The following is a 20660-nucleotide window of genomic DNA, read 5'->3' on the forward strand; positions in this document are numbered from 1 at the left end:
CCCCGGTGCCGGTGCCGGTGGTGCGGGTCAGCGCGGGTTGAAGATGACGCTGGCGAAGCGGGCGCCGCTGGGCGCCGCCTTGCCGGGGGCGAGCCGCGTCGCCGTGCCCTTGCACCGCTTCTCGGTGTAGACGACGAGCGTCTTCTTCGTCGCGTTGCGCGCCCCGCGCGCCTCCTGGGCCATGTCGAAGCACTTGTTGTCCGGCGGGTTCTGGATGCCGTACGTCTTGCCCTCGGGGCCGGTCCAGGCGAACGTGCCCTCGGCGGCGAGCGCGGAGCCCGTGGCGGTCAGGGCGAGGACGACACCGCCGAGCACGGCGGCGAGCGGACGACGATACAGACGCATGGGGTGTCCTTCGGATACTTCGGGATCGGGGGACGACGGAAACGGAAGACGACAAGGAAGACAGCGAGCGTGGGCCCGGGAGGCGGGAAGCGCGGCCCGGACCGCCTCCGTAATCTCCCACCCCGGCCCGGGCCGCCCCCGGAGCCGACACGGGCAGGTCCACCGTTCGAGTGACGGCGGGCGTCCCGCGGAGACGGCGGAACGCGGACCGGCCGGACGCGTCGCCCCGCCGGGGCCGTGCGAAGGCCCGGAAACGGGGTAGACGGGGGGACGCCCGAGGAAAGGACCGTCTCATGACGACCTATGTGATCAGCGTCCCCGGCACCTTCACCGCCGGGATCGGGGCCGACACCCGTACCCGGCTGGCCGAAGCGCTCCGGCCCGCCGATCCGCACGGCACCCGCATGGGCAGCGCGGAGGACCTGGACGTGCTCAGCGTCAACGACGACAACACCTTCACCCTGCGCCTGACCGTCGACGCGGACACCCGCCCGCACGCCGAGGAGGCGGCCCGCAGGCTCGCCGACGACGCGCTGCGGGACGCGGGACTCGACGAGCGCAGCGCACCGCTCGGCCCCGCGGTGGTCACCGGCATCGACTCCCAGATCCGCTGATCATCCTAAATAGGTAAAATCTAGGCGTTTGCTGAAAGATCGGGCTACCGGCCCGCCGAGAGTCACCGCCCCGCCGGAAGTGAACGATGCCCCGCAAGCGCTCCACGGACGAAGGCGACGAGTTGCTCGCCCGACTCGGTTCGCTCACCGCCCAGGCGCGCCGCCGCGCTCAGCTCCAGCGGACTCAGGTCGAGCTGGCCGTCGCCCTCCAGCGGGGCATGCTCCCCCGGGACCTGCCCGACGCCCCCGGCGTCCATGTCGCGGTGCGGTACACCCCCGCCAACCTCGGCCTCAACGTGGGCGGCGACTGGTACGACGCCTTCACCATGCCCGACGGCCGGATAGGGCTGTCCATCGGCGACGTACAGGGGCACAACATCGAGGCCGCGGCCTTCATGGGCCAGGTCAGGGCCGGACTGCGGGCGCTCGCCTCGGTCACCGGGGAGCCGGGCGAGCTGCTGGCCCGCACCAACGACCTGCTGCTCTCCCTGGGCAGCGAACTGTTCGCCACCTGCACCTTCATGCGGCTCGACCCGGCCACCGGGGTGCTGGAGAGCGCACGGGCCGGACACATCCCGTTCGTGTGGGCCACGGCCGACGGGAAGTCCGGGGTGGTCGACGACGAGGGCGGACCGCCGCTCGGCATCGAGCGGGGCGCCGAGTTCCCGGTCACCCGGCACCGGCTCACCACCGGCGGGGTGTTCGTGCTGCTCACCGACGGTGTCGTGGAGGGGCCCTCGCTGAACATCGAGGACGGCCTGGACCAGGTGGTCCGGCTCGCGGGCATCGCCGCCGTCGCCGGTCTGGAGGCGCACGCGCTCGCGGCGGCCGTGATCAAGGGCGCGGAGAGCGTCGGCCACGAGGACGACGCCGCCGTCCTGGTCGTGGGCCTCGACGGCCCCGCCACCGCCGTCTGACCGGCCCGGGCCCGCCTCCCGTGGCGGCGGAGCGTCCGGCCGGCGGGCTTGTGGCGCGACCGGCGTCCGGCGGCCCGCCCACTGGGCGGTCCGCCGTGCGGTCGGCCGCGTCCCGTGACGGCCCGGTGTTCAGCCATAGGGCCGGACGAGACCGTGGCTCGCCTCGCCGTCCCCGGTCCGCCGGTGTGAGATGGCTGCTGTGGTGGGTATCGAGGAGCTGCGCCGGCCGGGCGGCCTTGCCGTCCGGGTGGTCGCCGTCGCCGCCTGCTACTACGCGGCGGCCCGGCTCGGCCTGCTGCGCGAGCTGACCGTCGAGGGCGCCGTCGTCACTCCCATCTGGCCGCCCACCGGCGTCGCCGTCGCCGCCCTGCTGATCTTCGGCCTGCGCTGCTGGCCCGGCATCACGCTCGGCGCCTTCCTCGCCGTGCTGTCCCTGACCACGCCCGACGTCGAGATCCTCGGGGTCCTCTTCGGCAACACCGCGGCGCCCCTGTGCGCGGCACTCCTGCTGCGCCGGGCGGGCTTCCGCACCGACCTCAGCCGGTTACGCGACGGCCTCGCGCTGGTGTTCCTGGCCGCGCTGGCGGCCACCCTGATCAGCGCGACCGTCGGAGCCGGCTTCCTCGTCCTCACGGACGGCCTGCCCGTCCGCAGCTTCTGGCCCGTCTGGCTCGCCTGGTGGGTGGGGGACGCGATGGGCGTCCTCATCGTCACCCCGCTGCTGCTGGCGCTGCGCCGCGCGCGCCTGCCGCTGCCCCTGGGCCGCTGGCGGGAGGCCACCGCGCTGGCCGTCGTCGCCTGCCTGCTGGTGCCACTGGCCGCCTACAGCCCCATCAGCACGCTCTTCCTCGTCTACCCGGTCGTCATCTGGGCCGCGCTGCGCTTCCAGCTGGTGGGCAGCGTGCTCTGCGCGCTGCTGACCACCGTGGTGTCCACCGTCGCCGCGACCGACGGCGTCGGCGCGTTCACCGGGCTCGACCGGATCGAGGTGATGCTGAAACTCCAGGCGTTCAACGGCACCACCGCCCTGACGGCGCTGCTGCTGTCCGCCGTGATCATCGAGCAGCGCAACACCCGTGACTCGGTGGAGAAGGCATGCCAGGAGCTGGTCGAGGTCCTCGAACACCTCACCGCGGGCGAGGCCCCGCCGCCCCGGCCCCGCCCGTACCCCGGCGACACCGGCGACAGCGGGGACCGCTCCGGCGCGTCCGGCATCCCATGACCGGCCCGGCCGGTCCCGCCCACGACGCCGGACGACCCCGTGCCGGTCCGCCCGCGCCGCGGCGTCAGCGCTCCGAGCGGTTCGCCGGCCCCTCGTCGTCGCTGCCGGGCTCGGCGGCCGGGGTCCCGGCCGAGGTGGTACGGCGCTCGGGGACCGGCGGATGGGCGGCGCCGGTCGCACCGGCCTGACCGCCGCCCGTCGTGCCGTAGCCCCCGGGAATCCCTGGCGGGGTATCGGCGGCGGCCTGCGCCTCGCTGATGTGGCGCCGGGCGCGGACCCCGGGCCGGCGCTCCGGGTACGGGTAGTCGAACGGCTCGGCACCGGCCCGTTCGTGCTCCTCCTCGCGCCGCCGCCGCGCGGCCCGCCCGGCCGCCGTCGCGTCCTCGCTCCGCCGGTCGCGCTCGTGCTCGTGTTCTCGTGCGTTCATGCGGCGCCGAGTACCCGGGCGGCGGCCACCGCCAACGTGCGTCCCGGCGGTCGGACGGTGCCGCGTGGGCGGCGCGGGACGATGGGCCGGACCCGCACGGCACAGGGCGGACCGCGAGGGGCGGGGCGCCGTGGAGCAGCGGCCGGCTGACCGGACTCGGGGTTCCCGTCGTCGGCGACATCGGCTCCGGGCCGCTCGTCCCGCACCCCGGCCCTGCCCGGCGAACCCGACGCGAGCCGGCTGGGTGGCCCGGCCGTCCTCGACGTACACGTTCCGGCCGCAGCCCACCGCGCGGTACGGGCGGACGGACCTCACCACCCGGTCGGCCGTGGCCACCCGGGGCGTCAGCCGGGCGCTCGCCGCGCTCTTGGCGGCGGCCCCCCGGCCCGGCGGATCCGTGCCGGTGAGGTGCCGGTGGACCGGGCAGGAGTCGACCCAGGCGGGTACGCCCCCGGCTCCTCCTCCCGCTCGGGTGCCTCGAATGTCCCGCCGCCCCGCGCGTACGGCGCCCCGGCCGCGAGGCCGTGCCGCTGCGGTGTGTCGGCACCCGGACCAGAGGAGCTGCCCGTAATGTCCGTTTGGTCACGGTCCCGAGCGAGTGACGGGAGCGATCGGATGACGGTCAGGGGCGGCGGGGCGAAGGCGGTGACGCCGTGAGGCAGCGTCACATCTTCGGAACGGTGTTCACGGTGGAGGCGGCCATCGCGGGCGCCGTGTTCCTCGCCGTCCTCGGCCTGCTCGCCTGGACGCTCCTGCGCCACCGGGGCGGCCACCTCCCGGCGGGCGCCGCCGAGCGGGCCGAACGGCCCCGCCTGGAGGCGTACTACGTCGGCGCCCTGGCCGCCTTCGCGGTCTTCCTCGTGGCCTGGACCGCCTGGCAGAACCACCGGGAGCACCCCGCGGCGGGTCCGCGCCCGCTGCGCGTCGACGTCACCGGCTTCCAGTGGTGCTGGACCTTCCGCTACCCGGGCTCCCCGGCCCACCGCAGCGTCACCGGCACCTGCAAGGGCCGCGACATGCCCACCCTCGTCGTGCCGGCCGGCCGGACCGTCCAGCTCCGGCTCACCTCCCGGGACGTCGTCCACTCCCTCTGGGTGCCCGGACTGCGCTACAAGACCGACGCCTTCCCGCACCACGTGAACACCCTCACCCTCACCCTGGACCGGGCGGGCCGCTGGCGCGGCCGGTGCGCCGAGTTCTGCGGGCAGCGCCACCACACCATGGACTTCTGGATCAAGGCGGTGCCGCCGCGCGCGTACGACCGCTGGGCGCACGGCGGGACGGCCACCGCATGACGGTCACGCCGTCCACCCGGGCCCGGCCGGACGACTCCGGCCGGCCCGTCCCGCCGGGCGGCTGGCTCGGCTGGATCTCCACCACCGACCACAAGCGCGTCGGCCTGCTCACCGCCGGCACCTCCCTGGTCCTCCTGCTCCTCATGGGCGTCCTCGCGCTGCTGATGCGCGCCCAGCTCGCCCGCCCCGGGGAGACCTTCCTCGGCCCGCACCTGTACGACCAGGTCTTCACCGTCCACGGCTCCGGGATGATCTACCTGGTCATGACGCCGTTCGCGCTGGGCCTCGGCGTCTATCTGGTGCCGTTGCAGACCGGCGCCCCCGGCATCGCCCTGCCCCGGCTCACCCTCCTCGGCTACTGGCTCTACGCGTTCGGCGCCCTCGCCCTGCTCGCCGGCTTCGCCACCCCGACCGGCGCGCACGCCGCCGGCTGGTTCTCCTACCCGCCGCTGGCCGACGCCGAGTTCTCGCCGGGCACCGGCAGCGACCTGTGGATCGTCGGCGTCTGCCTCGCCGTCACCGGGGCGATCCTCCAGGGCTGGGCGGTGCTGTGGACCATCCTGCGCCGCCGCACCCGGGGCATGACCATGCTGCGGCTGCCCGTGTTCTGCTGGGCCATGATCGCCACCTGCCTGATGGTGATCGGCGCCTTCCCGGCCCTGCTAGCCGCGCTCACCCTGCTGGCCGCGGGCCGCGCCGACGCCTCCCTCTTCGCGTCCAACGCCTGGAACATCGGCTACCAGCACCTCTTCTGGTTCTACGGCCACCCCGTCGTGTACGTAATGTTCTTCCCGTACCTCGCCGCCGTCGCCGAGGTGCTCGCGGTGTTCTGCGGGCGCCGCTTCTTCGGCTACCGGGGCACCGTGCTGTCCCTGCTGGTGTTCGCCGCCCTCTCCATGAGCGTGTGGGGACACCACATGTTCGCCACCGGCCAGGCGGCCAACGACTACTACTCCCTGACCTCCATCGCGCTGCTCGTCCCCGCCGGTGTGGAGTACTTCGGCATGCTCGGCACCGTCCTCGGCGCCCGGCCGAGGCTGCGCACCCCGATGCTGTTCGCGCTCGCCTTCATCCCGCAGTTCCTGATCGGCGGCCTCACCGGGATCATGGTGGGCACCCCGGTGATCGACTATCACGTCACCGACAGCTACTTCGTGGTGGCCCACCTGCACTACGTGCTCTTCGCGGGCAGCGCCTTCGGCCTGTTCGCCGCCGTCTACTACTGGTTCCCGAAGGTCACCGGCGTGCTGCTGGACGAGGGCATGGGGCGGCTGCACTTCTGGCTGCTGGTCGCCGGCACCAATCTGACCTTCCTGCCGATGTTCGCCCTCGGCTACCTCGGCATGCCGCGCCGGGTGTCCACCTACGCCGTCTTCGACGGCTTCGGCACCCTCAACCTGCTCGCCGGGACCGGCGCGGCCCTCCTCGCCGCCGGCATGGCGGTGTTCGTGGTCAACGTGCTCCGCACCCTGCACGCCCGCCGCCTGGGCCGGGCCCGCCCCGCCGGTGACGACCCGTGGGACGGGCACACCCTGGAGTGGGCCACCCCGTCCCCGCCACCGCGCCTGAACTTCCCGGCGCACCGCCCGCTGCCGCCCGTCACCAGCTTCGCCCCGCTGCTGGACCTCAAGCGCCGGGAGGGCGGCCGCGCATGAGACGGCATCCGTCCGCCGTGGTCGTCGCGGGCTGGGCGCTGCTCAACGGCGTCCTCCTCGCCGTCCTCGCGGTCTACGGCGAGAGCCCGCTGGTGTACTGGCTGTGGGGCGGCGTCGTCCTGGTCCTCGCCCTCGCGGCCGGCGCCGTGCTGCTGTCCTCGCGCTCGGCACCCGAGCAGCATGTGCGCTACCGGGTCCCGGACCGGGGCGCGGCAGCGGTGCCGCCCGCCGCGGCCGGCCTGCTGCTGGTCGCCCTGGGCTTCGTCTACGGCCACTGGCTGCTGTGCGTCGCCGTGCCCCTGCTGGGTGTCTCGGCCGCGCTCGCGGTACGCGGCACCACGGCCCGGGAGAGGTGAGGGCGCCGTGCATCCCGCGCACGCGTCGGTCGCGGCGACGGCCGGGCCGGCGCTCTTGGTCGCCGCCGTGATCCCGGCCGCCGTCCACGCCCTGCGCCGCTCCCCGCTGTGGGAGCGGATCGCCGTCCCCGCCGCCGTGGCCCTGCCCCTGCTGGTGCTGACGCACGCCTGGGCGGTCCTCGGCGACCTCGGCGCCCTGCGGCCACCGGGCGGGGTCCTGGTCACCCAGCCCGCGCTGCTCGCGGCGGCCGTGCTGTTCTGGCTGCCGGTCCTGGCCCGCACCCGGCACCGGCTGGACGACGCCGGCCGGTGCCTGTACCTGTTCCTCGCGGCGCCGCTGCTGGACCTGCCCGCCGTCGGCGTCGTCGCCGCCGGACGGCCGGCGGCGGGCCTCGCCATGATCACCGGCATGCTGCCGGTCGGCGTCACCGCGGCGGCGGTCACCTGGGCGTGGGTGAACCGGGAGGAACGCGAGGCCCGGGCGGCGGCCCCGGGCCCCGGGGACGCTCACTGCGTGAACGGCGCGTTCACCAGCAGATCCTCCACGGTGGGCACCGCGAAGCCGGGCAGGTGACGGCGGCCGACCTCGGCGAAGGGGTGCATCAGCTCTCCCATGGGCTTGGTGCGGCACAGCGACAGGATCGTCTCCAGCGCGACCTTCTTGAACTCCAGCCGGGGGAAGGCGCCGAGCACCTCCGCCAGCGCGTCGGACGGGATCCGCTCCAGCCCGTTCCCCGTGAAGTCGAGCGCGGAACCCACGGAGACCAGGGCGATCTCCGGCCTCTTGCGGGCCGCGATGCCCGCGCTGGTGTGCAGGGCGATCGCGTCCCAGACCACGTCCACCCGCCCGGCGGGCACCCGCAGCCGGCGCAGGAAGCGGCGCGCGGCGTCGGCGCCGTCGACCTCGAAGCGCTCGGCCGGGGTCTGGAACGCCTCCACCAGCCCGAGGTCGTGCAGCACGGCGGCGACGAACGCCAGTTCCCGGTCGTAGCGCGCCCCCTGCCGGTCGAGCACCAGCGCGCCGAAGACATAGCTGCGCAGCACGTGGTTGAAGAGCGACGGGGAGCTGACACTGCGGGCGAAGGCCACCGTGTGCCGGGCCACCTCGCTGTCGGGGACGCGGACCCCGGCCACCGTCGCGGGCAGCGTCTCGCCGGCCTCGCCGGGCCGGGCGTGGGCGGCGGCGGGCGGACCGGCGAACGCGGCCGCCGCGCCGGCCGCGGCGGCACCGGCCCCCCGCTGGAGCACCGTACGCCGGGTGACATCGCGTGCGTCGGTGTGTGCCTCGGTCATCTGCGCGTTCCTCTCACGGGCGACTGGTCACCGCGAGCCTAGGAACGGCGGAGCCGGGCCGACAGCGGCGAAAGTGACAGCCAGTCACGGGATTCCGCCAGCACCGATCCGGCCCGGTCAGGCGCGCGACCCGCGCGCCTCCAGGCGTTCCCGCTGCGGACGGACCGGGTACGCGGGGTCCTCCGTCCGTCGCCCAGGGGCACGCGGTAGCCGCAGCCGTCGCAGATGTCCTGCTGGACGACGACCGTGCCGAACTCGGTGCGGAACAGTGCCCCCGTGGGGCACACGTCCAGGCAGCGTCCCCTCGCACGCCTTGCAGTCGATGCGCACGGAGGTGTCGGTGAAGAAGCCCACGCGCGTCGGGACAGCCGGCCGCGGGCCGTACGGCGCGTTCCCGCCCGGTCGGCGCCCTCGGTCATGGCGTCTCCTCCTCGCTCACGGCTTCCGCCGCCTTCTCCTCGGGCGCCTCGCCCGGCGCGGCCCGCGCATACGCCACCTGGCGCCGCTGCCCCGCCGTGGCCGGCAACCGCACGCTGCGGCCGAAGTACCAGCGGCTGAGGGCGTTGCGCAGCCGGTGCCGGCGCACCCAGCGCCATGCCTCCGCGCCCGCCGTCCGGGGCCGGGGCGTGTCGCGCACGAGGATGCGGCAGACCTCCTCGCCGGGCAGCAGGGTGTGCGCCTCCTCGTAGCCGCCGCCCGCCGTGCGCCGCACCTCGCCGGTCGTCTCCCCGGTCAGCAGCCGCCGCCGGTCGGCCGCCTGGAGCCCGAGACACGCCCGTCGGGTGGCGTGGAAGACCACGAACGGCACGGCGAACAGCGCGACGCGAAGGGTGCGGGTGATCAGTTCCACCGGCAGGTCGAACACGTAGGCCAGCACGTCCTGTCCGCCGGCCAGGAGCAGCACCGCGTAGGCGGAAACGGCCGCCGCGCCGAGCGCGGTCCGGACGGGCCGGTCGCGCGGCCGGTCGCACAGGTGCTGCTCCGGCCCGGGACCGGCGAGCCAGCGCTCGAAGAACGGATAGGAGTACAGGGCCAGGAACAGCACCGCGGGCAGCACGACCCCGGGCAGGAACACGTCCCAGGCGACGGTGTGCCCGGCGACGTCCGTCTGCGCCGCCGGCATCAGCCGCAGCGCGCCCTCCAGGTAGCCCACGTACCAGTCGGGCTGCGAGTCCAGGGAGACATGGTCGGCGCGGTACGGCCCGAAGTCCCACACCGGGTTGATCTGGAACAGCGCCGCCATCGCCGCGAGCACACCCGCCACGATCAGGAACAGGCCAGCGGACTTCGCCGTGTACTGCGGCACCAGCGGCTTGCCGATCACGTTCCGGTTGGTGCGGCCGGGCCGCGCCCACTGGGTGTGCTTGTGCACCACGACGTACGTCAGGTGCACCCCCACCAGCGCCAGGAGCAGGCCGGGCACCAGCAGGACGTGCGTCACGTACAGCCGGGGGATGATCTCGTGCCCCGGGAACTGGCCGCCGAAGAGGAGGAACGACAGGTACGTGCCCACGATCGGCACCGACAGCACGATGCCCTGCGCGGTGCGCAGACCCGTGCCGGACAGCAGGTCGTCGGGGAGCGAGTAGCCGCAGAAGCCCTCCAGCAGGGCGAGCAGGAACAGTGTCACCCCGACCGTCCAGTTCAGCTCCCTGGGCCGCCGGAACGCGCCGGTCAGGAAGATCCGCAGCAGGTGCGCGCCGATGGCCGCGACGAACACCAGCGACGCCCAGTGGTGCGTCTGCCGCAGCAGCAGGCCGCCGCGCACGTCGAAGCTGATGCGCAGCACGGACGCGTACGCCTCGGTGGTCATCGTGCCGCGCAGCGGCGCGTACGAGCCGGCGTACGGGGATTCCGTCATGCCCGGGTGGAAGAAGAACGTCAGCCACACGCCCGTGACCACCAGCACCAGCAGGCTGTACAGCGCCAGTTCGCCCAGCAGGAACGACCAGTGGTCGGGGAAGGACTTGCGCAGGAACTCACGGCCCGCGGCGGCCGTCGGCAGCCGCTGGTCCAGCGCCGTCACCAGGCGCTCACCGCGTCCCGCGCGCCGGGCCGGCCCCCGGTCCCGCGACTCCTCCACCGCGTGCTCGCCTTCCGCCCGGTGCTGGATCAGTCACTGTGTGTGCTTACCCTCCGAGCCTGGCACGGCGGCCCCCGCTCCGCTCGTCCGGCACGGCCGCCCGGCCGGTGCCGCCCGCCGGGTCGTCCGGTCCTCCGGCCCGTTTGCCGCGTTCGGCGCGCGGCTACCCGGTGGCCCGGACCAGTGGCCGCCGGGGCTCAGGGAGGTCGCCGTGGTGAAGGTGTCCGACAGGCTCGCCGCCCGGCTGCGGGACGCGGGCGTGGGCCGGGTGTACGGCGTGCCGGGACCGGCCGTCGACCCGCTGCTGCGGGCCCTCGGCCGTGGTCCCGGTGTCCCGGAGTTCATTCAGGCGCGGGGCGCGGAGTCCGCCGCGCTCATGGCCTGCGCCGAGGCCAAGCTCACCGGCCGGCCGGGCTGCTGTCTCGCCCCGCCGGGGGCGGGCGTGCTGCGGCTGCTGGGCGGGCTGTACGACGCGGCGGCCGATCGCGCGCCGGTGCTGGCCCTGGTGGGCGCGGACCCGGAGCCCCGGCGCGGGGGCGGCCCGGCCGTACGCCATCTGGCGGCGGTCTCCGTCTGGTGCGAGGAGGTGTCCGGGCCGGAGCTGGTGGCCGGAGACGCCCTCGACCGGGCGGTGCGGGCCGCGCTCGGCGACCGCGGCGTGGCGAGCCTGATCCTGCCCCACGGGACCCTGACGGCCCCGGCCCCATCTGTCATGCCCGGCCCGCCCCGATGCTTGGACTTCTCCGGGCTGTCGGGTTCCCCCGGAATCCGGCCCCCGTCGGCGTCGGCGTCGGTGCGGACGGCCGGGGCGGCCGACGTGGACGGTGTTCGTCGTGCGGCCGCGGTACTCGGGGGCGGTGGCCGGGGCGTCGTCGTGATCGGCAACGCGGGCCGGGCGGCGTCCGGGCAGGCGGCCAGGGTGGCCCAGGTGCTCGGCGCCGGGGTCGCCACGACCGCCCTGGCCCGGGACGCGCTGCCGGACGACCTGCCGTATCTGGCCGGCGTGGCGGGCCCGCTCGGCAGCGAGGCGGCCGCGGCCCTGCTGCGGGACTGCGCCACACTGCTCCTCGTCGGCGCCGAGGACCTCGACCGCGCCCTGCTGCCGGCTCCCGGCCGGTGCCGGATCGTCACCGTGGACCGGCACCCGGACGACTGCCCGCTCGACCCCGACGCTTCCGCCCTCCGGGTGAACGGCGAGGTGAGCGCCTGCCTGGAGGCGCTGCTCCCGCTCCTGCGCGGCGGCCCCGACCGCGGCTGGGCCGTCCGGGTGGAGCGCACGGTGCGGGCGTGGCGGGCGGCGGGGGAGACCCGGGCCCGCCGTTACTTCGGTACGTCGGTCAACCCCCGGTCGGTCGTCGCCGAGCTGTCCGAGCGGCTGCCCGACCGGGCCGTCGTCACCACCGACTCCGGGACCGCGCTGGACTGGTGGACCCGCCATCTCCGGCTCCGGACCGGCATGCGCTCGCTGCTCTCGGGTCACCTCGCACTGCCCGGCGCGGCCGTCCCGTACGCCGTGGCCGCCCGGTTCGCCGCCCCCGACCGGCCGGTGATCGCCCTGGTCGGCGACGGCGCGCTGCAAGGCGGCGGCCTGAACGAGCTGATCACCGTCCGGCGCCATCTGGACCGGCTGGCCGGACTGCCCCCCTTGGTGTTCTGCGTCTTCAACAACGGCGACCTCAACCGCCTCACCTGGCAGCGCCGCGCCGCCGAGGGAGATCCGCTGATCCCGCTGTCCGCCGAGGTCCCCGCGCTGCCGTACGCGCGATGGGCGCAACTGGCCGGGCTGCCCGCCGTACGCTGCGACCGGCCCCGGCACGTCGGTTCCGCCTGGGACGACGCGCTCGGCCGGCGCGGGCCGCTGCTCCTGGAGTTCGTGGTGGACGGTGAGACACCACCGGACTGGGCGGCCGGACCGGGCACCGACAGGCCCCGCCCGAAGGCCGTGAGCAGACTCATGGGGCCGGCCGGCTGACCGTCCTCGCCCAATGGGACGGGCCGGGGCGGCTCCCGCCCATGGCGGCGGGCGGTGATCGCGGTGGTGTGCCGTCGGTCAGTCGGTCAGTCGGCCGCTCGCGGCGTCAGCGGTACGGTCGCCGTGACCCGCTTGCCGTGGGACGGCCAGGTCACCTCCAGGTCGGGGGCGAGCATCGCCACCAGGTGCAGCCCGTGGCCGCCGATCCGGCGGGGGTCGGGGGGACGCCTGCGGGGCGGCTCCCGGGAGGTGTCCGTGACGGTGACGCGGAGCGCCCGCGCGCCCGGCAGCAGTTCCAGGCCCAGCGCGCAGGGGCCGGGCGCGTGCTTGGCCGCGTTGGTGACGAGCTCGCTGACGACCAGCTGGGCATCCTGCACCGAACGCCGTGCGGGAGTCGGCCGTGCCCGCGAGAGCAGGTCGGCGACGGCGTCTCTGGCCTCGGCGATGCTGGAGACGCCGGCGTCCCAGGTGCGGCTGTACCGCAGCACCGCCGGGCGGTCCTGCGTAGTCGTCGCGTGGGTCCTGAGCGGGATGTCCATACCTCGTTGCCCTTTTCCTCTGGGGTCAGGGGCCCTTCCTGTGCACAGGGGTGCCGTGCCGTCCCTGCTCGGCTACCCGCTGGACGGCGGGTCAAGGGGACGTTTGCGAGGAATCCCCCGGATGGGCAGGAACGCCCCGGTACCGAGCGCGTGAACGGGCCCGGGACTTCCGCTCGCGCTGGAACTCCCGGGCCCGTCCGGCGGCCGGTCCGGCACACACCTCGGTGGTCGGAGCCGTCTTCTCAGTGCCTCTTGAAGACGTCCTTCGCCTTCTCCTTGGTTTGCCGGGCGTCTCCCTTGGCGCCCTGCGTGCGGCCCTCGGCCTCCATGCGCTCGTTGCCCACGGCGCGGCCCACGGCCTCCTTCGCCTTGCCCTTGGCCTGCTCCGCCTTGGCCTTGGCCTTCTGGTTGCCGGCCATCGTGTCACTTCCCAACGTAGGACGCGGTCTGTGGTCCCCCTCCGGATTGCCACTGCGCAGGCGTCCAAACCCGGCGGAGGATCAGCGGGCGCGGCGCCGCCGCACGAGGTGGCGGCCCGGTAGCCGCAGTGGCCGGGCAGCGGTTCGGGAGGGGCCGGCGGTCCCGGAGGGGAGGGGACGACGTGCTTCCACCGTGTGTCGGTGCCGTCGTACGGCGATCAGGACCGGCTGACCGGGCTCTCCTGGTCCGGGGCGACGGGCTCCGGGCCGCCCCCGGCCTCCACCTCCGCCTCCGCCTCGTCCCCGGCCGTCGCCGTGCGCTCGGCCTCCGGCTCCGGCGCCGGGCGGGCGCGGCCCCGGATGCCGGTCAGCCGGAGGGCGAGCGGCTCGGTGTACCGGGCGGTGAGCGGGCCGAGGACGACCAGGATCAGCACGTAGGCGGTGGCCAGCGGGCCGAGGTCGGAGTCGATGCCGGAGGTCACGGCGAGTCCCGCGATGACGATGGAGAACTCGCCGCGGGCCACCAGGGTGCCGCCGGCCCGCCAGCGGCCCCGGCCGGAGATGCCCGCGCGGCGGGCCGCCCACCAGCCGGTGGCGATCTTGGTGAGGGAGGTGGCGGCGGCCAGGGCGAGCGCGGGCAGCAGCACCGGCGGAATGCTCGCCGGGTCGGTGTGCAGGCCGAAGAAGACGAAGAACACCGCAGCGAACAGGTCCCGCAGCGGTGCCAGCAGGTTGTGCGCGCCCTCGGCGACCTCACCGGAGAGGGCTATGCCCACCAGGAACGCGCCGACCGCCGCGGAGACCTGGAGCTGCTGGGCGACCCCGGCCACCACCAGGGTCAGGCCGAGCACCACCAGCAGCAGCTTCTCGGGGTCGTCGGTGGAGACGAAGCGGGAGATGTGCCGGCCGTAGCGCACCGCCACCAGCAGCACCACGCCCGCCACACCGAGCGCGATGGCCAGAGTCATGCTGCCCGCGGCGATGCCGGTCCCGGCCAGCAGGGCGGTGACGACGGGCAGGTAGACCGCCATGGACAGGTCCTCCAGCACCAGGATGCTGAGGATCACCGGGGTCTCCCGGTTGCCGATCCGGCCCAGGTCGCCGAGCACCTTGGCGATGACCCCGGAGGAGGAGATCCAGGTGATGCCGGCCAGGACGACGGCGGCGATCGGGCCCCAGCCCAGCAGCAGGGCCATGGCGGCGCCGGGCAGGGCGTTGAGGGTGGCGTCGACGATTCCGGCCGGGTACTGGGTCTTCAGGTTGGAGACCAGGTCGCCGGCCGTGTACTCGAGGCCCAGCATCAGCAGCAGCAGGACGACACCGATCTCGGCGCCGATGGCCACGAACTCCTCGCTGGTGCCGAGCGGCAGCAGCCCGCCCTCGCCGAAGGCGAGCCCGGCCAGCAGGTACAGCGGGATGGGCGAGAACCGCAGGCGGGCGGCGAGCCGGCCGAGCAGCCCGAGGCCGAGGATGATCGCGCCGAACTCGATCAGGAAGACCGCGGAGGAATGCATCGGCTCTCACTCCCGGCCGAGTATGGCGGCGGCGGCGTCCACGCCCTCGCGGGTGCCGATGACGATCAGCGTGTCCCCGCCGGCCAGCCGGAAGCCGGGGCCGGGGGAGGGGATCGCCTCGGCGCGGCGCAGGACGGCGACGATCGACACGCCGGTCTCCGTGCGCATCCGGGTGTCGCCGAGCAGCCGTCCGTTCCAGTGGGAGGTCCCGGACAGCTCGATCCGCTCGGCCACCAGGCCCAGCTCCGTGGTGGACAGCAGGGTGGGGCTGTGATGGGTCGGTTTCAGGGCGTCCACCAGGGCCTCCGCCTCCTGCCCGGTGAGCCGGACCGACAGCGCGCAGGCGTCGGGATCGTCGTTCCGGTACGCGCTCAGGGTGCGCGAACCGTCCCGGTGGGCGACCACCGACAGATGGCGGCGTTCGCGGGTCGTCAGGTCGTAACGGACGCCGATGCCCGGCAACGGCGTCCTGCTGGTGCGTGCGGTGCTCATGGCAGCCCCCCTGCCTCGGCCTGGAATGTTTCCTGGGGAAACCGTTACCCGACCCTATCCGGAAGGTGATCCTTCCAGGGGCGGGGGAGGCCGGGGCCGGGGCCGCTCTGCGGGAGGCCGGGCCACAAGGGAGGCCCGGCCACAAGGGAGGCCCGGCTAGGGGCGGGGGCTGCCGGTGGCCGCCTCGGCGGGGCCCGGCTGGCAGGCGCGGCACAGTTCGTGGTGTCCGTCGCCGGTGACGACGGTGCCCCAGCCGAGGCACTGCTCGCAGTCGCGGGCGAGGGTCAGGTCGGGGTGGGGCGGCAGAAGAGGGCTGCGGTGGGCTCCGTGCGCCATACGGGGAACGGCTCCTTGGGATCGCGGGTCGCGCGAAGGTCGGGCTGACAACGTCGTCCGGTGACCTCCATTATGTCCTACTTTTTCCTTACGTCTGTGGCGTGCGTCATATTCCCCGCCGTCGGGGCGCGGGGAACGGCTCCGTTTCCGGCCCGGTGAGAGGGGCAGGCGGTGATCAAGACGGCGAGCGGAAGGAGGCGCTCATGAGAGGTGAGACGTCCGGCGGGCAGTCCATGCCCGACGGGGAGGGGAGTGCGCGGAGCGGGGCGCGGGTGCCGAAGGCCGTGGCCCGGCTGCCGCACCAGGTCCGCGAGGAACTGAGCCGCAGGCTGCGCCGCAACCGGCGGGCCTTCCGCGCCGACGACGTCCAGGTGGTCGAGCCCCCGTTGCTGCGGCGCGCGGTCGGGGCATCCGCGCTCGGCAACTGCATGGAGTGGTTCGACTTCGGCGTCTACAGCTACCTCGCCGCCACCATCGGCAAGGTGTTCTTCCCCGGCGCCTCCCCGGCCGCCCAGGTCATCTCCTCGTTCGCGACCTTCGCCGCCGCCTTCGTCGTACGCCCCCTCGGCGGACTGGTCTTCGGGCCGCTCGGCGACCGGATCGGCCGGCAGAAGGTGCTCGCCACCACCATGATCATGATGGCCGCGGGCACCTTCGCCATCGGCATCATCCCCGGCTACGCCACCCTCGGCATCGCCGCGCCCGTGCTGCTCCTGCTGGCCCGCATGGTCCAGGGCTTCTCCACCGGCGGCGAATACGGCGGGGCCACCACCTTCGTCGCCGAGTACTCCCCGGACCGCCGGCGCGGCTTCCTCTCCAGCTGGCTCGACTTCGGCACCTTCGCCGGCTACGCCCTCGGCTCGGCCCTGGTCACCGCGCTGAACCTGGCCCTGACCGACGACCAGATGCTGTCCTGGGGCTGGCGCGTGCCGTTCCTCATCGCCGGGCCGCTCGGTGTGATCGGCCTGTACATGCGGATGAAACTGGAGGAGTCCCCGGCCTTCCAGCAGCAGTTGGACGAACACGAGAAGGCCCTGGCGCAGGAATCGGTCGGCAGCGAGTTCAAGGACATCGTCCGCAACCACTGGCGGCCCCTGCTTGTCTGCATGGGCCTGGTGCTGCTCTACAACGTCACCAACTACATGGTCACCGGCTATCTGCCGACCTATCAGACCGAGACCCTGCACCGCTCCAGCGGCTCCGCCGACCTGCTGGTGCTCGTCGGCATGGTGTGGATCGTCATCCTGATCACCTTCCTCGGCCGGCTCAGCGACCGGGTGGGCCGACGGCCGCTGTACGCCGTCGGCGCCGCCGCGATGATCGTGCTCGCCGTGCCGGCCTTCCTGCTGATCAAGGCGGACGGCACCTGGCCGCCGATCGCCGGGGTGCTGCTCCTGGCCACGCTGCTGGCCTGCTTCGCCGCGCCCAGCGCCGCCACCCTGCCCGCGCTGTTCCCGACCGCCGTGCGCTACGCCGCCATGGGCATCGGCTTCAACTTCGCGGTCGCCGCGTTCGGCGGCACCACCCCGCTGGTCACCGCCGCGCTGGTCGAGCTGAGCGGCGACGACCTCATGCCCGCCTACTACCTGATGCTGGCCGGCGTCATCGGCCTGGTCACCGTGCGGTTCCTGCCGGAGAGCGCCCAGGTGCCGCTCAAGGGCTCGCAGCCGATGGTCGGTTCCCGGGAGGAGCGGCGCGAACTCATCGCCACCTCCAAGGAGCTGTACGCCTTCGCGCGGGAGCAGGAGAAGGCGCGACGGGGCTGAGGGGGCAGCGCGGGCCTCCGTGGGGCTGTGGGACCCACGGAGGCTCACGCTATCCACCATGCGGAATAATGGTTCCGTTGGCTTGAATTGGTCGTGTCGCGGCTCTGTTACCCGCGGTACAACACCGCAATGACCCCCACCACGAGCTCCCCCACGTCTCCCCGGCCACCGCGCCGCCGGACCGTCCTGGCCGGCATCGGCGCCGTCCCCCTGGCGACGGGCGCGACCACCGTGACCCGCGAGGCCCCCCGCCCCGGGCGGGCCGCCGGACCCGCGCCCACCACCCTGCTGCGGGGCGCCGGACTCGTCCTCACCATGGACCCCGCCCTCGGCGCGGGCGACCTCGGCACGCTGGAGCACGCCGACGTCCTGATGCGCGACGGCCGGATAGCCGGCGTGGGGCGGCGACTGCCCGCACCGGCCGGCGCCCGCGTGGTGGACGTCTCCGGCATGCTGGTGCTGCCGGGCTTCGTCGACCTCCACAACCACCTGTGGCAGTCCAGCATCCGCGGCGGCTGTCACACCCAGGACCTGTACGGCTGGCTGGCCGGCTGCAACCGCGCCACCCTGCCGAGGATCGGCCCGCAGGACATGTACCGGTTCGTACGGCTCGCCGCGCTCGACGCCCTCCAGGCCGGGGTGACCACCCTGGTCGACTGGGTGCACCCCATCCCGTTCGACACCAGTGAGCAGTACATCCGCGCGCTGGACCGCACCGGACTGCGTTTCGTGTACGCGATGGCGCAGAACACCGCGGACCTCGATCTCGTACCGCGCGTGAAGAAGGAACTCCTCGACCCGCTGCCGCTGGCCTCCGCCCAGGTCGCCGTGCACGCCGGTATGGACCGGCTCGATCCGCTGCGCAGATCCCGCGAGGTAGCCCGCGAGCTGGGGCTGATGATCAACTCGCATGTGCTGGAGCACCGCGGCGACCGCGCGCAGGAGCCGATCCGCTCCCTGCGCACCGCGGACGCGTTCGGACCGGACCTGCTGATGAACCACGCGATCCACCTCACCGACGACGAGATCGCACAGGTCGCCGAGGCCGATGTGCGAGTGGCGCACTGTCCGCTGAGCAACATGCGGCTGGGCTCCGGCATCATCCGGCTCCCCGAGCTCGGGCGGCGCGGGGTGCGGACCGGACTCGGCCACGACGGCGGCACCAACGACACCTCGGACATGTTCGGCGTGATGAAGGCGGCCGTCGGACTGCAACGCGCCCTGCACCAGAATGCCGAGGTCCACCCGACGATCCCGGCCGTGCTGCGCATGGCGACGCTGGGCGGGGCGGAGTGCCTCCACATGGCCGACCAGGTGGGCTCGCTCACCCCCGGCAAGCGCGCCGACGTGCTCGTGCTCGACCCCGGCACGCTCAACTTCGCGCCCCGCTTCGACTGGCTGGGGCAGATCGTGCTCAACGGCCAGCCCGGCAACGTCAGTCACGTGTACATCGACGGGCGGGCGCGGAAGGAGCGCGGGAAGCTGGTGGACGTCGACACGGCCGAGGTGGTGCGGGAAGCCGAACGCGCCGCGGCCCGCGTGCGCGCCGGGGCCTGAGGCCGTCGCGGCCGGGCCGGCCCGCCCGGCCGCGCACCGGCTGCGTACCGGCCGCGCACCGGCTGCGTACCGGCCGCGCACCGGCCGCACGACCGGCACGGCGTCTTGGCCGGTGGGGCGCACTCGCCCGGCACGCCCCCCACGAGGAAAGATGTGCGGTGAGCGAACGACCCACCGATGCGGAGGAACGGTACTCATGCCGCACGAACGAGCCGGCCGGCCGGCCCGTCCCGAGGACCTTGTCGACGTGGCCCGGCTGGTCACGGCGTACTACACGCTGCACCCCGACCCGGCCGACCCGGCACAGCGGGTGGCGTTCGGCACCTCGGGGCACCGAGGCTCGTCCCTGGCGAGCGCCTTCAACGAGGACCACATCGCCGCCACCAGCCAGGCCATCTGCGAATACCGTGCTGCCCAGGGCACGGACGGCCCGCTCTTCCTGGGCGCCGACACACACGCCCTGTCCGAGCCGGCGAAGGCCACCGCGCTGGAGGTCTTCGCCGCCAACGAGGTGAGCGTGCTCATCGACGACGCGGACGGCTACACGCCCACCCCCGCCGTCTCGCACGCGATCCTGACCCACAACCGGGGCCGCGCCTCGGGCCTCGCCGACGGCGTGGTGGTCACCCCCTCGCACAACCCGCCCGCCGACGGCGGCTTCAAGTACAACCCGCCGAGCGGCGGCCCGGCCGCCTCCGACGCCACCGCCTGGATCCAGGACCGCGCCAACCAGATCATCGCGGGCGGCCTGAAGGACGTACGCCGGCTGCCGTACGCCCGCGCGCTCGCCGCGGACACCACCGGCCGCTACGACTTCCTCGGCACCTACGTCGGCGACCTGCCCAGCGTGCTGGACCTGGACGCCGTCCGGGCGGCCGGGGTGCGCATCGGCGCCGACCCGCTCGGCGGCGCCTCCGTCGCCTACTGGGGCCGGATCGCCGAGCAGCACGGCATCGACCTGACGGTGGTCAACCCGCACACCGACCCCACCTGGCGGTTCATGACCCTGGACTGGGACGGCCGGATCCGCATGGACTGCTCCTCGCCCTACGCGATGGCCTCCCTCATCGAGCGGCGCGACAGCTTCCACATCGCGACCGGCAACGACGCCGACGCCGACCGGCACGGCATCGTCACCCCGGACGCGGGCCTGATGAACCCCAACCACTACCTCGCGGTCGCCATCTCCTACCTCTACCGGCACCGCGAGCAGTGGCCGGCCGCCGCGGGCATCGGCAAGACCCTGGTCTCCTCCACCATGATCGACCGGGTCGCCGCCGACCTCGGCCGCCGGCTGGTCGAGGTGCCGGTCGGGTTCAAGTGGTTCGTGGACGGACTCGTCGGCGGCGACCTCGGGTTCGGCGGCGAGGAGTCGGCCGGCGCCTCCTTCCTGCGCCGGGACGGCTCGGTGTGGACCACCGACAAGGACGGCATCATCCTGGCCCTGCTCGCCGCCGAGATCACGGCGGTCACCGGCAAGACGCCGTCGGAGCACTACGCCGGCCTCACCGACCGCTTCGGCACCCCCGCCTACGCCCGGATCGACGCGCCCGCCACCCGTGAACAGAAGGCGCTGCTCGGCAAGTTGTCCCCGGCCCAGGTCACCGCGGACACGCTGGCCGGGGAGCCGGTCACGGCCGTGCTCACCGAGGCGCCCGGCAACGGCGCCGCGATCGGCGGCATCAAGGTCACCACCGAGAACGCCTGGTTCGCGGCCCGGCCCTCGGGCACCGAGGACGTCTACAAGGTGTACGCCGAGTCCTTCCTCGGCCCGGACCACCTCGCCCGGGTGCAGGAGGAGGCCCAGGCCGTGGTGGGGGGCGCGCTCGGCGGCTGACCGGGCGCGCGGGGCGGCTCC

Annotated in this window: 20 protein-coding genes and 2 pseudogenes; 11 read left to right on the forward strand and 11 right to left on the reverse strand. The window is 74.2% G+C overall.

What is annotated here, in order from left to right:
• Positions 1-27: 27 nt before the first annotated feature.
• Positions 28-345: a hypothetical protein gene (locus ACSURM_RS33840; protein ID WP_436959736.1), complete on the reverse strand. Its 318-nt coding sequence runs from the start codon at positions 343-345 to the stop codon at positions 28-30.
• 293 nt (positions 346-638) lie between these two features.
• Between ACSURM_RS33840 and ACSURM_RS33845 the strand changes: the two genes are divergently transcribed.
• From ACSURM_RS33845 to ACSURM_RS33855, 3 genes are all read left to right on the forward strand, one after another.
• Complete coding sequence (locus tag ACSURM_RS33845; RefSeq protein WP_436959737.1) at positions 639-959, forward strand: hypothetical protein; 321 nt, start codon at positions 639-641, stop codon at positions 957-959.
• Positions 960-1045: 86 nt separating this feature from the next.
• Positions 1046-1876, forward strand: a complete 831-nt coding sequence (locus ACSURM_RS33850; RefSeq protein ID WP_436959739.1) for a PP2C family protein-serine/threonine phosphatase — start codon at positions 1046-1048, stop codon at positions 1874-1876.
• A gap of 199 nt (positions 1877-2075) precedes the next feature.
• Positions 2076-3098, forward strand: coding sequence for an MASE1 domain-containing protein (locus tag ACSURM_RS33855; RefSeq protein ID WP_436961241.1), 1023 nt, complete (start codon positions 2076-2078; stop codon positions 3096-3098).
• Between the two features lie 64 nt (positions 3099-3162).
• Here the strand turns inward: ACSURM_RS33855 and ACSURM_RS33860 are convergent, their stop codons facing one another.
• Together ACSURM_RS33860 and ACSURM_RS33865 are read right to left on the reverse strand one after the other, a co-directional pair.
• A complete protein-coding gene (locus ACSURM_RS33860; RefSeq protein ID WP_436959741.1) occupies positions 3163-3525 on the reverse strand; it encodes a hypothetical protein in 363 nt (120 codons plus the stop codon).
• Positions 3526-3765: 240 nt separating this feature from the next.
• A pseudogene (locus ACSURM_RS33865) lies at positions 3766-4008 on the reverse strand (hypothetical protein); the annotation flags it as partial.
• 170 nt (positions 4009-4178) lie between these two features.
• Here ACSURM_RS33865 and ACSURM_RS33870 point away from each other — a divergent pair.
• Genes ACSURM_RS33870 through ACSURM_RS33885 form a run of 4 tightly spaced genes read left to right on the forward strand, consistent with a single transcriptional unit; the run spans position 4179 to position 7405 of the window.
• Positions 4179-4820 carry a cytochrome c oxidase subunit II gene (locus tag ACSURM_RS33870; RefSeq protein ID WP_436959743.1) on the forward strand — a complete coding sequence of 214 codons (642 nt, stop codon included), beginning with the start codon at positions 4179-4181 and terminating at the stop codon, positions 4818-4820.
• Entirely contained in the window at positions 4817-6475 is a 1659-nt protein-coding gene (locus tag ACSURM_RS33875) for a cytochrome c oxidase subunit I (RefSeq protein ID WP_436959745.1), read from the forward strand. The genes ACSURM_RS33870 and ACSURM_RS33875 overlap by 4 nt, the downstream gene beginning before the upstream one ends.
• Positions 6472-6831, forward strand: coding sequence for a hypothetical protein (locus ACSURM_RS33880; RefSeq protein WP_436959747.1), 360 nt, complete (start codon positions 6472-6474; stop codon positions 6829-6831). The genes ACSURM_RS33875 and ACSURM_RS33880 overlap by 4 nt, the downstream gene beginning before the upstream one ends.
• A 7-nt stretch (positions 6832-6838) precedes the next feature.
• Complete coding sequence (locus ACSURM_RS33885) at positions 6839-7405, forward strand: hypothetical protein (protein ID WP_436959749.1); 567 nt, start codon at positions 6839-6841, stop codon at positions 7403-7405.
• Here the strand turns inward: ACSURM_RS33885 and ACSURM_RS33890 are convergent.
• From ACSURM_RS33890 to qcrB, 3 genes and pseudogenes are all read right to left on the reverse strand, one after another.
• Positions 7339-8124, reverse strand: coding sequence for an HD domain-containing protein (locus ACSURM_RS33890; protein ID WP_436959750.1), 786 nt, complete (start codon positions 8122-8124; stop codon positions 7339-7341). The genes ACSURM_RS33885 and ACSURM_RS33890 overlap by 67 nt on opposite strands.
• Before the next feature lie 197 nt (positions 8125-8321).
• Positions 8322-8420, reverse strand: a pseudogene (locus tag ACSURM_RS33895) (4Fe-4S dicluster domain-containing protein); the annotation flags it as partial.
• Between the two features lie 119 nt (positions 8421-8539).
• Positions 8540-10207 (reverse strand): cytochrome bc1 complex cytochrome b subunit, encoded by a 1668-nt coding sequence (gene qcrB / locus ACSURM_RS33900; RefSeq protein ID WP_436959752.1) that lies wholly within the window; start codon positions 10205-10207, stop codon positions 8540-8542.
• Positions 10208-10418: 211 nt separating this feature from the next.
• Between qcrB and ACSURM_RS33905 the strand changes: the two genes are divergently transcribed.
• Complete coding sequence (locus ACSURM_RS33905; RefSeq protein ID WP_436959754.1) at positions 10419-12179, forward strand: thiamine pyrophosphate-binding protein; 1761 nt, start codon at positions 10419-10421, stop codon at positions 12177-12179.
• 86 nt (positions 12180-12265) lie between these two features.
• Here ACSURM_RS33905 and ACSURM_RS33910 read toward each other — a convergent pair whose 3' ends face one another.
• The 5 genes from ACSURM_RS33910 to ACSURM_RS33930 all read right to left on the reverse strand — a co-directional run bounded on the left by ACSURM_RS33910 (position 12266) and on the right by ACSURM_RS33930 (position 15479).
• Complete coding sequence (locus tag ACSURM_RS33910; RefSeq protein ID WP_436959755.1) at positions 12266-12718, reverse strand: ATP-binding protein; 453 nt, start codon at positions 12716-12718, stop codon at positions 12266-12268.
• 242 nt (positions 12719-12960) lie between these two features.
• Positions 12961-13137 (reverse strand): CsbD family protein, encoded by a 177-nt coding sequence (locus ACSURM_RS33915; RefSeq protein ID WP_436959757.1) that lies wholly within the window; start codon positions 13135-13137, stop codon positions 12961-12963.
• Positions 13138-13355: 218 nt separating this feature from the next.
• Positions 13356-14651, reverse strand: a complete 1296-nt coding sequence (locus tag ACSURM_RS33920) for a cation:proton antiporter (protein WP_436959759.1) — start codon at positions 14649-14651, stop codon at positions 13356-13358.
• Between the two features lie 6 nt (positions 14652-14657).
• Positions 14658-15143 carry a cation:proton antiporter regulatory subunit gene (locus ACSURM_RS33925; RefSeq protein ID WP_436959761.1) on the reverse strand — a complete coding sequence of 162 codons (486 nt, stop codon included), beginning with the start codon at positions 15141-15143 and terminating at the stop codon, positions 14658-14660.
• Positions 15144-15299: 156 nt separating this feature from the next.
• A complete protein-coding gene (locus tag ACSURM_RS33930) occupies positions 15300-15479 on the reverse strand; it encodes a hypothetical protein (protein WP_436959763.1) in 180 nt (59 codons plus the stop codon).
• A 233-nt stretch (positions 15480-15712) separates the two neighbouring features.
• Between ACSURM_RS33930 and proP the strand changes: the two genes are divergently transcribed.
• The 3 genes from proP (at position 15713) to pgm (ending at position 20639) form a co-directional block, all read left to right on the forward strand.
• Positions 15713-17245, forward strand: coding sequence for a glycine betaine/L-proline transporter ProP (proP, locus tag ACSURM_RS33935; protein ID WP_436961242.1), 1533 nt, complete (start codon positions 15713-15715; stop codon positions 17243-17245).
• A 129-nt stretch (positions 17246-17374) separates the two neighbouring features.
• Positions 17375-18802 carry an amidohydrolase family protein gene (locus tag ACSURM_RS33940; protein WP_436959765.1) on the forward strand — a complete coding sequence of 476 codons (1428 nt, stop codon included), beginning with the start codon at positions 17375-17377 and terminating at the stop codon, positions 18800-18802.
• A 196-nt stretch (positions 18803-18998) separates the two neighbouring features.
• Positions 18999-20639, forward strand: coding sequence for a phosphoglucomutase (alpha-D-glucose-1,6-bisphosphate-dependent) (gene pgm, locus ACSURM_RS33945; RefSeq protein ID WP_436959767.1), 1641 nt, complete (start codon positions 18999-19001; stop codon positions 20637-20639).
• Positions 20640-20660 lie beyond the last annotated feature (21 nt).

Origin of the sequence: Streptomyces sp. SudanB182_2057, from assembly GCF_964272715.1 — a bacterium.
GTDB lineage: Bacteria > Actinomycetota > Actinomycetes > Streptomycetales > Streptomycetaceae > Streptomyces > Streptomyces rubradiris.

Coding starts and splice junctions, on each gene's coding strand:
- ACSURM_RS33920 (WP_436959759.1), bottom strand. CDS start 14,651: ATGCATTCCTCCGCGGTCTTCCTGATCGAGTTCGGCGCGATCATCCTC.
- proP (WP_436961242.1), top strand. CDS start 15,713: ATGCCCGACGGGGAGGGGAGTGCGCGGAGCGGGGCGCGGGTGCCGAAG.
- ACSURM_RS33860 (WP_436959741.1), bottom strand. CDS start 3,525: ATGAACGCACGAGAACACGAGCACGAGCGCGACCGGCGGAGCGAGGAC.
- ACSURM_RS33875 (WP_436959745.1), top strand. CDS start 4,817: ATGACGGTCACGCCGTCCACCCGGGCCCGGCCGGACGACTCCGGCCGG.
- ACSURM_RS33850 (WP_436959739.1), top strand. CDS start 1,046: ATGCCCCGCAAGCGCTCCACGGACGAAGGCGACGAGTTGCTCGCCCGA.
- ACSURM_RS33890 (WP_436959750.1), bottom strand. CDS start 8,124: ATGACCGAGGCACACACCGACGCACGCGATGTCACCCGGCGTACGGTG.
- ACSURM_RS33910 (WP_436959755.1), bottom strand. CDS start 12,718: ATGGACATCCCGCTCAGGACCCACGCGACGACTACGCAGGACCGCCCG.
- ACSURM_RS33925 (WP_436959761.1), bottom strand. CDS start 15,143: ATGAGCACCGCACGCACCAGCAGGACGCCGTTGCCGGGCATCGGCGTC.
- ACSURM_RS33840 (WP_436959736.1), bottom strand. CDS start 345: ATGCGTCTGTATCGTCGTCCGCTCGCCGCCGTGCTCGGCGGTGTCGTC.
- ACSURM_RS33940 (WP_436959765.1), top strand. CDS start 17,375: ATGACCCCCACCACGAGCTCCCCCACGTCTCCCCGGCCACCGCGCCGC.
- ACSURM_RS33915 (WP_436959757.1), bottom strand. CDS start 13,137: ATGGCCGGCAACCAGAAGGCCAAGGCCAAGGCGGAGCAGGCCAAGGGC.
- ACSURM_RS33845 (WP_436959737.1), top strand. CDS start 639: ATGACGACCTATGTGATCAGCGTCCCCGGCACCTTCACCGCCGGGATC.
- ACSURM_RS33930 (WP_436959763.1), bottom strand. CDS start 15,479: ATGGCGCACGGAGCCCACCGCAGCCCTCTTCTGCCGCCCCACCCCGAC.
- ACSURM_RS33880 (WP_436959747.1), top strand. CDS start 6,472: ATGAGACGGCATCCGTCCGCCGTGGTCGTCGCGGGCTGGGCGCTGCTC.
- pgm (WP_436959767.1), top strand. CDS start 18,999: ATGCCGCACGAACGAGCCGGCCGGCCGGCCCGTCCCGAGGACCTTGTC.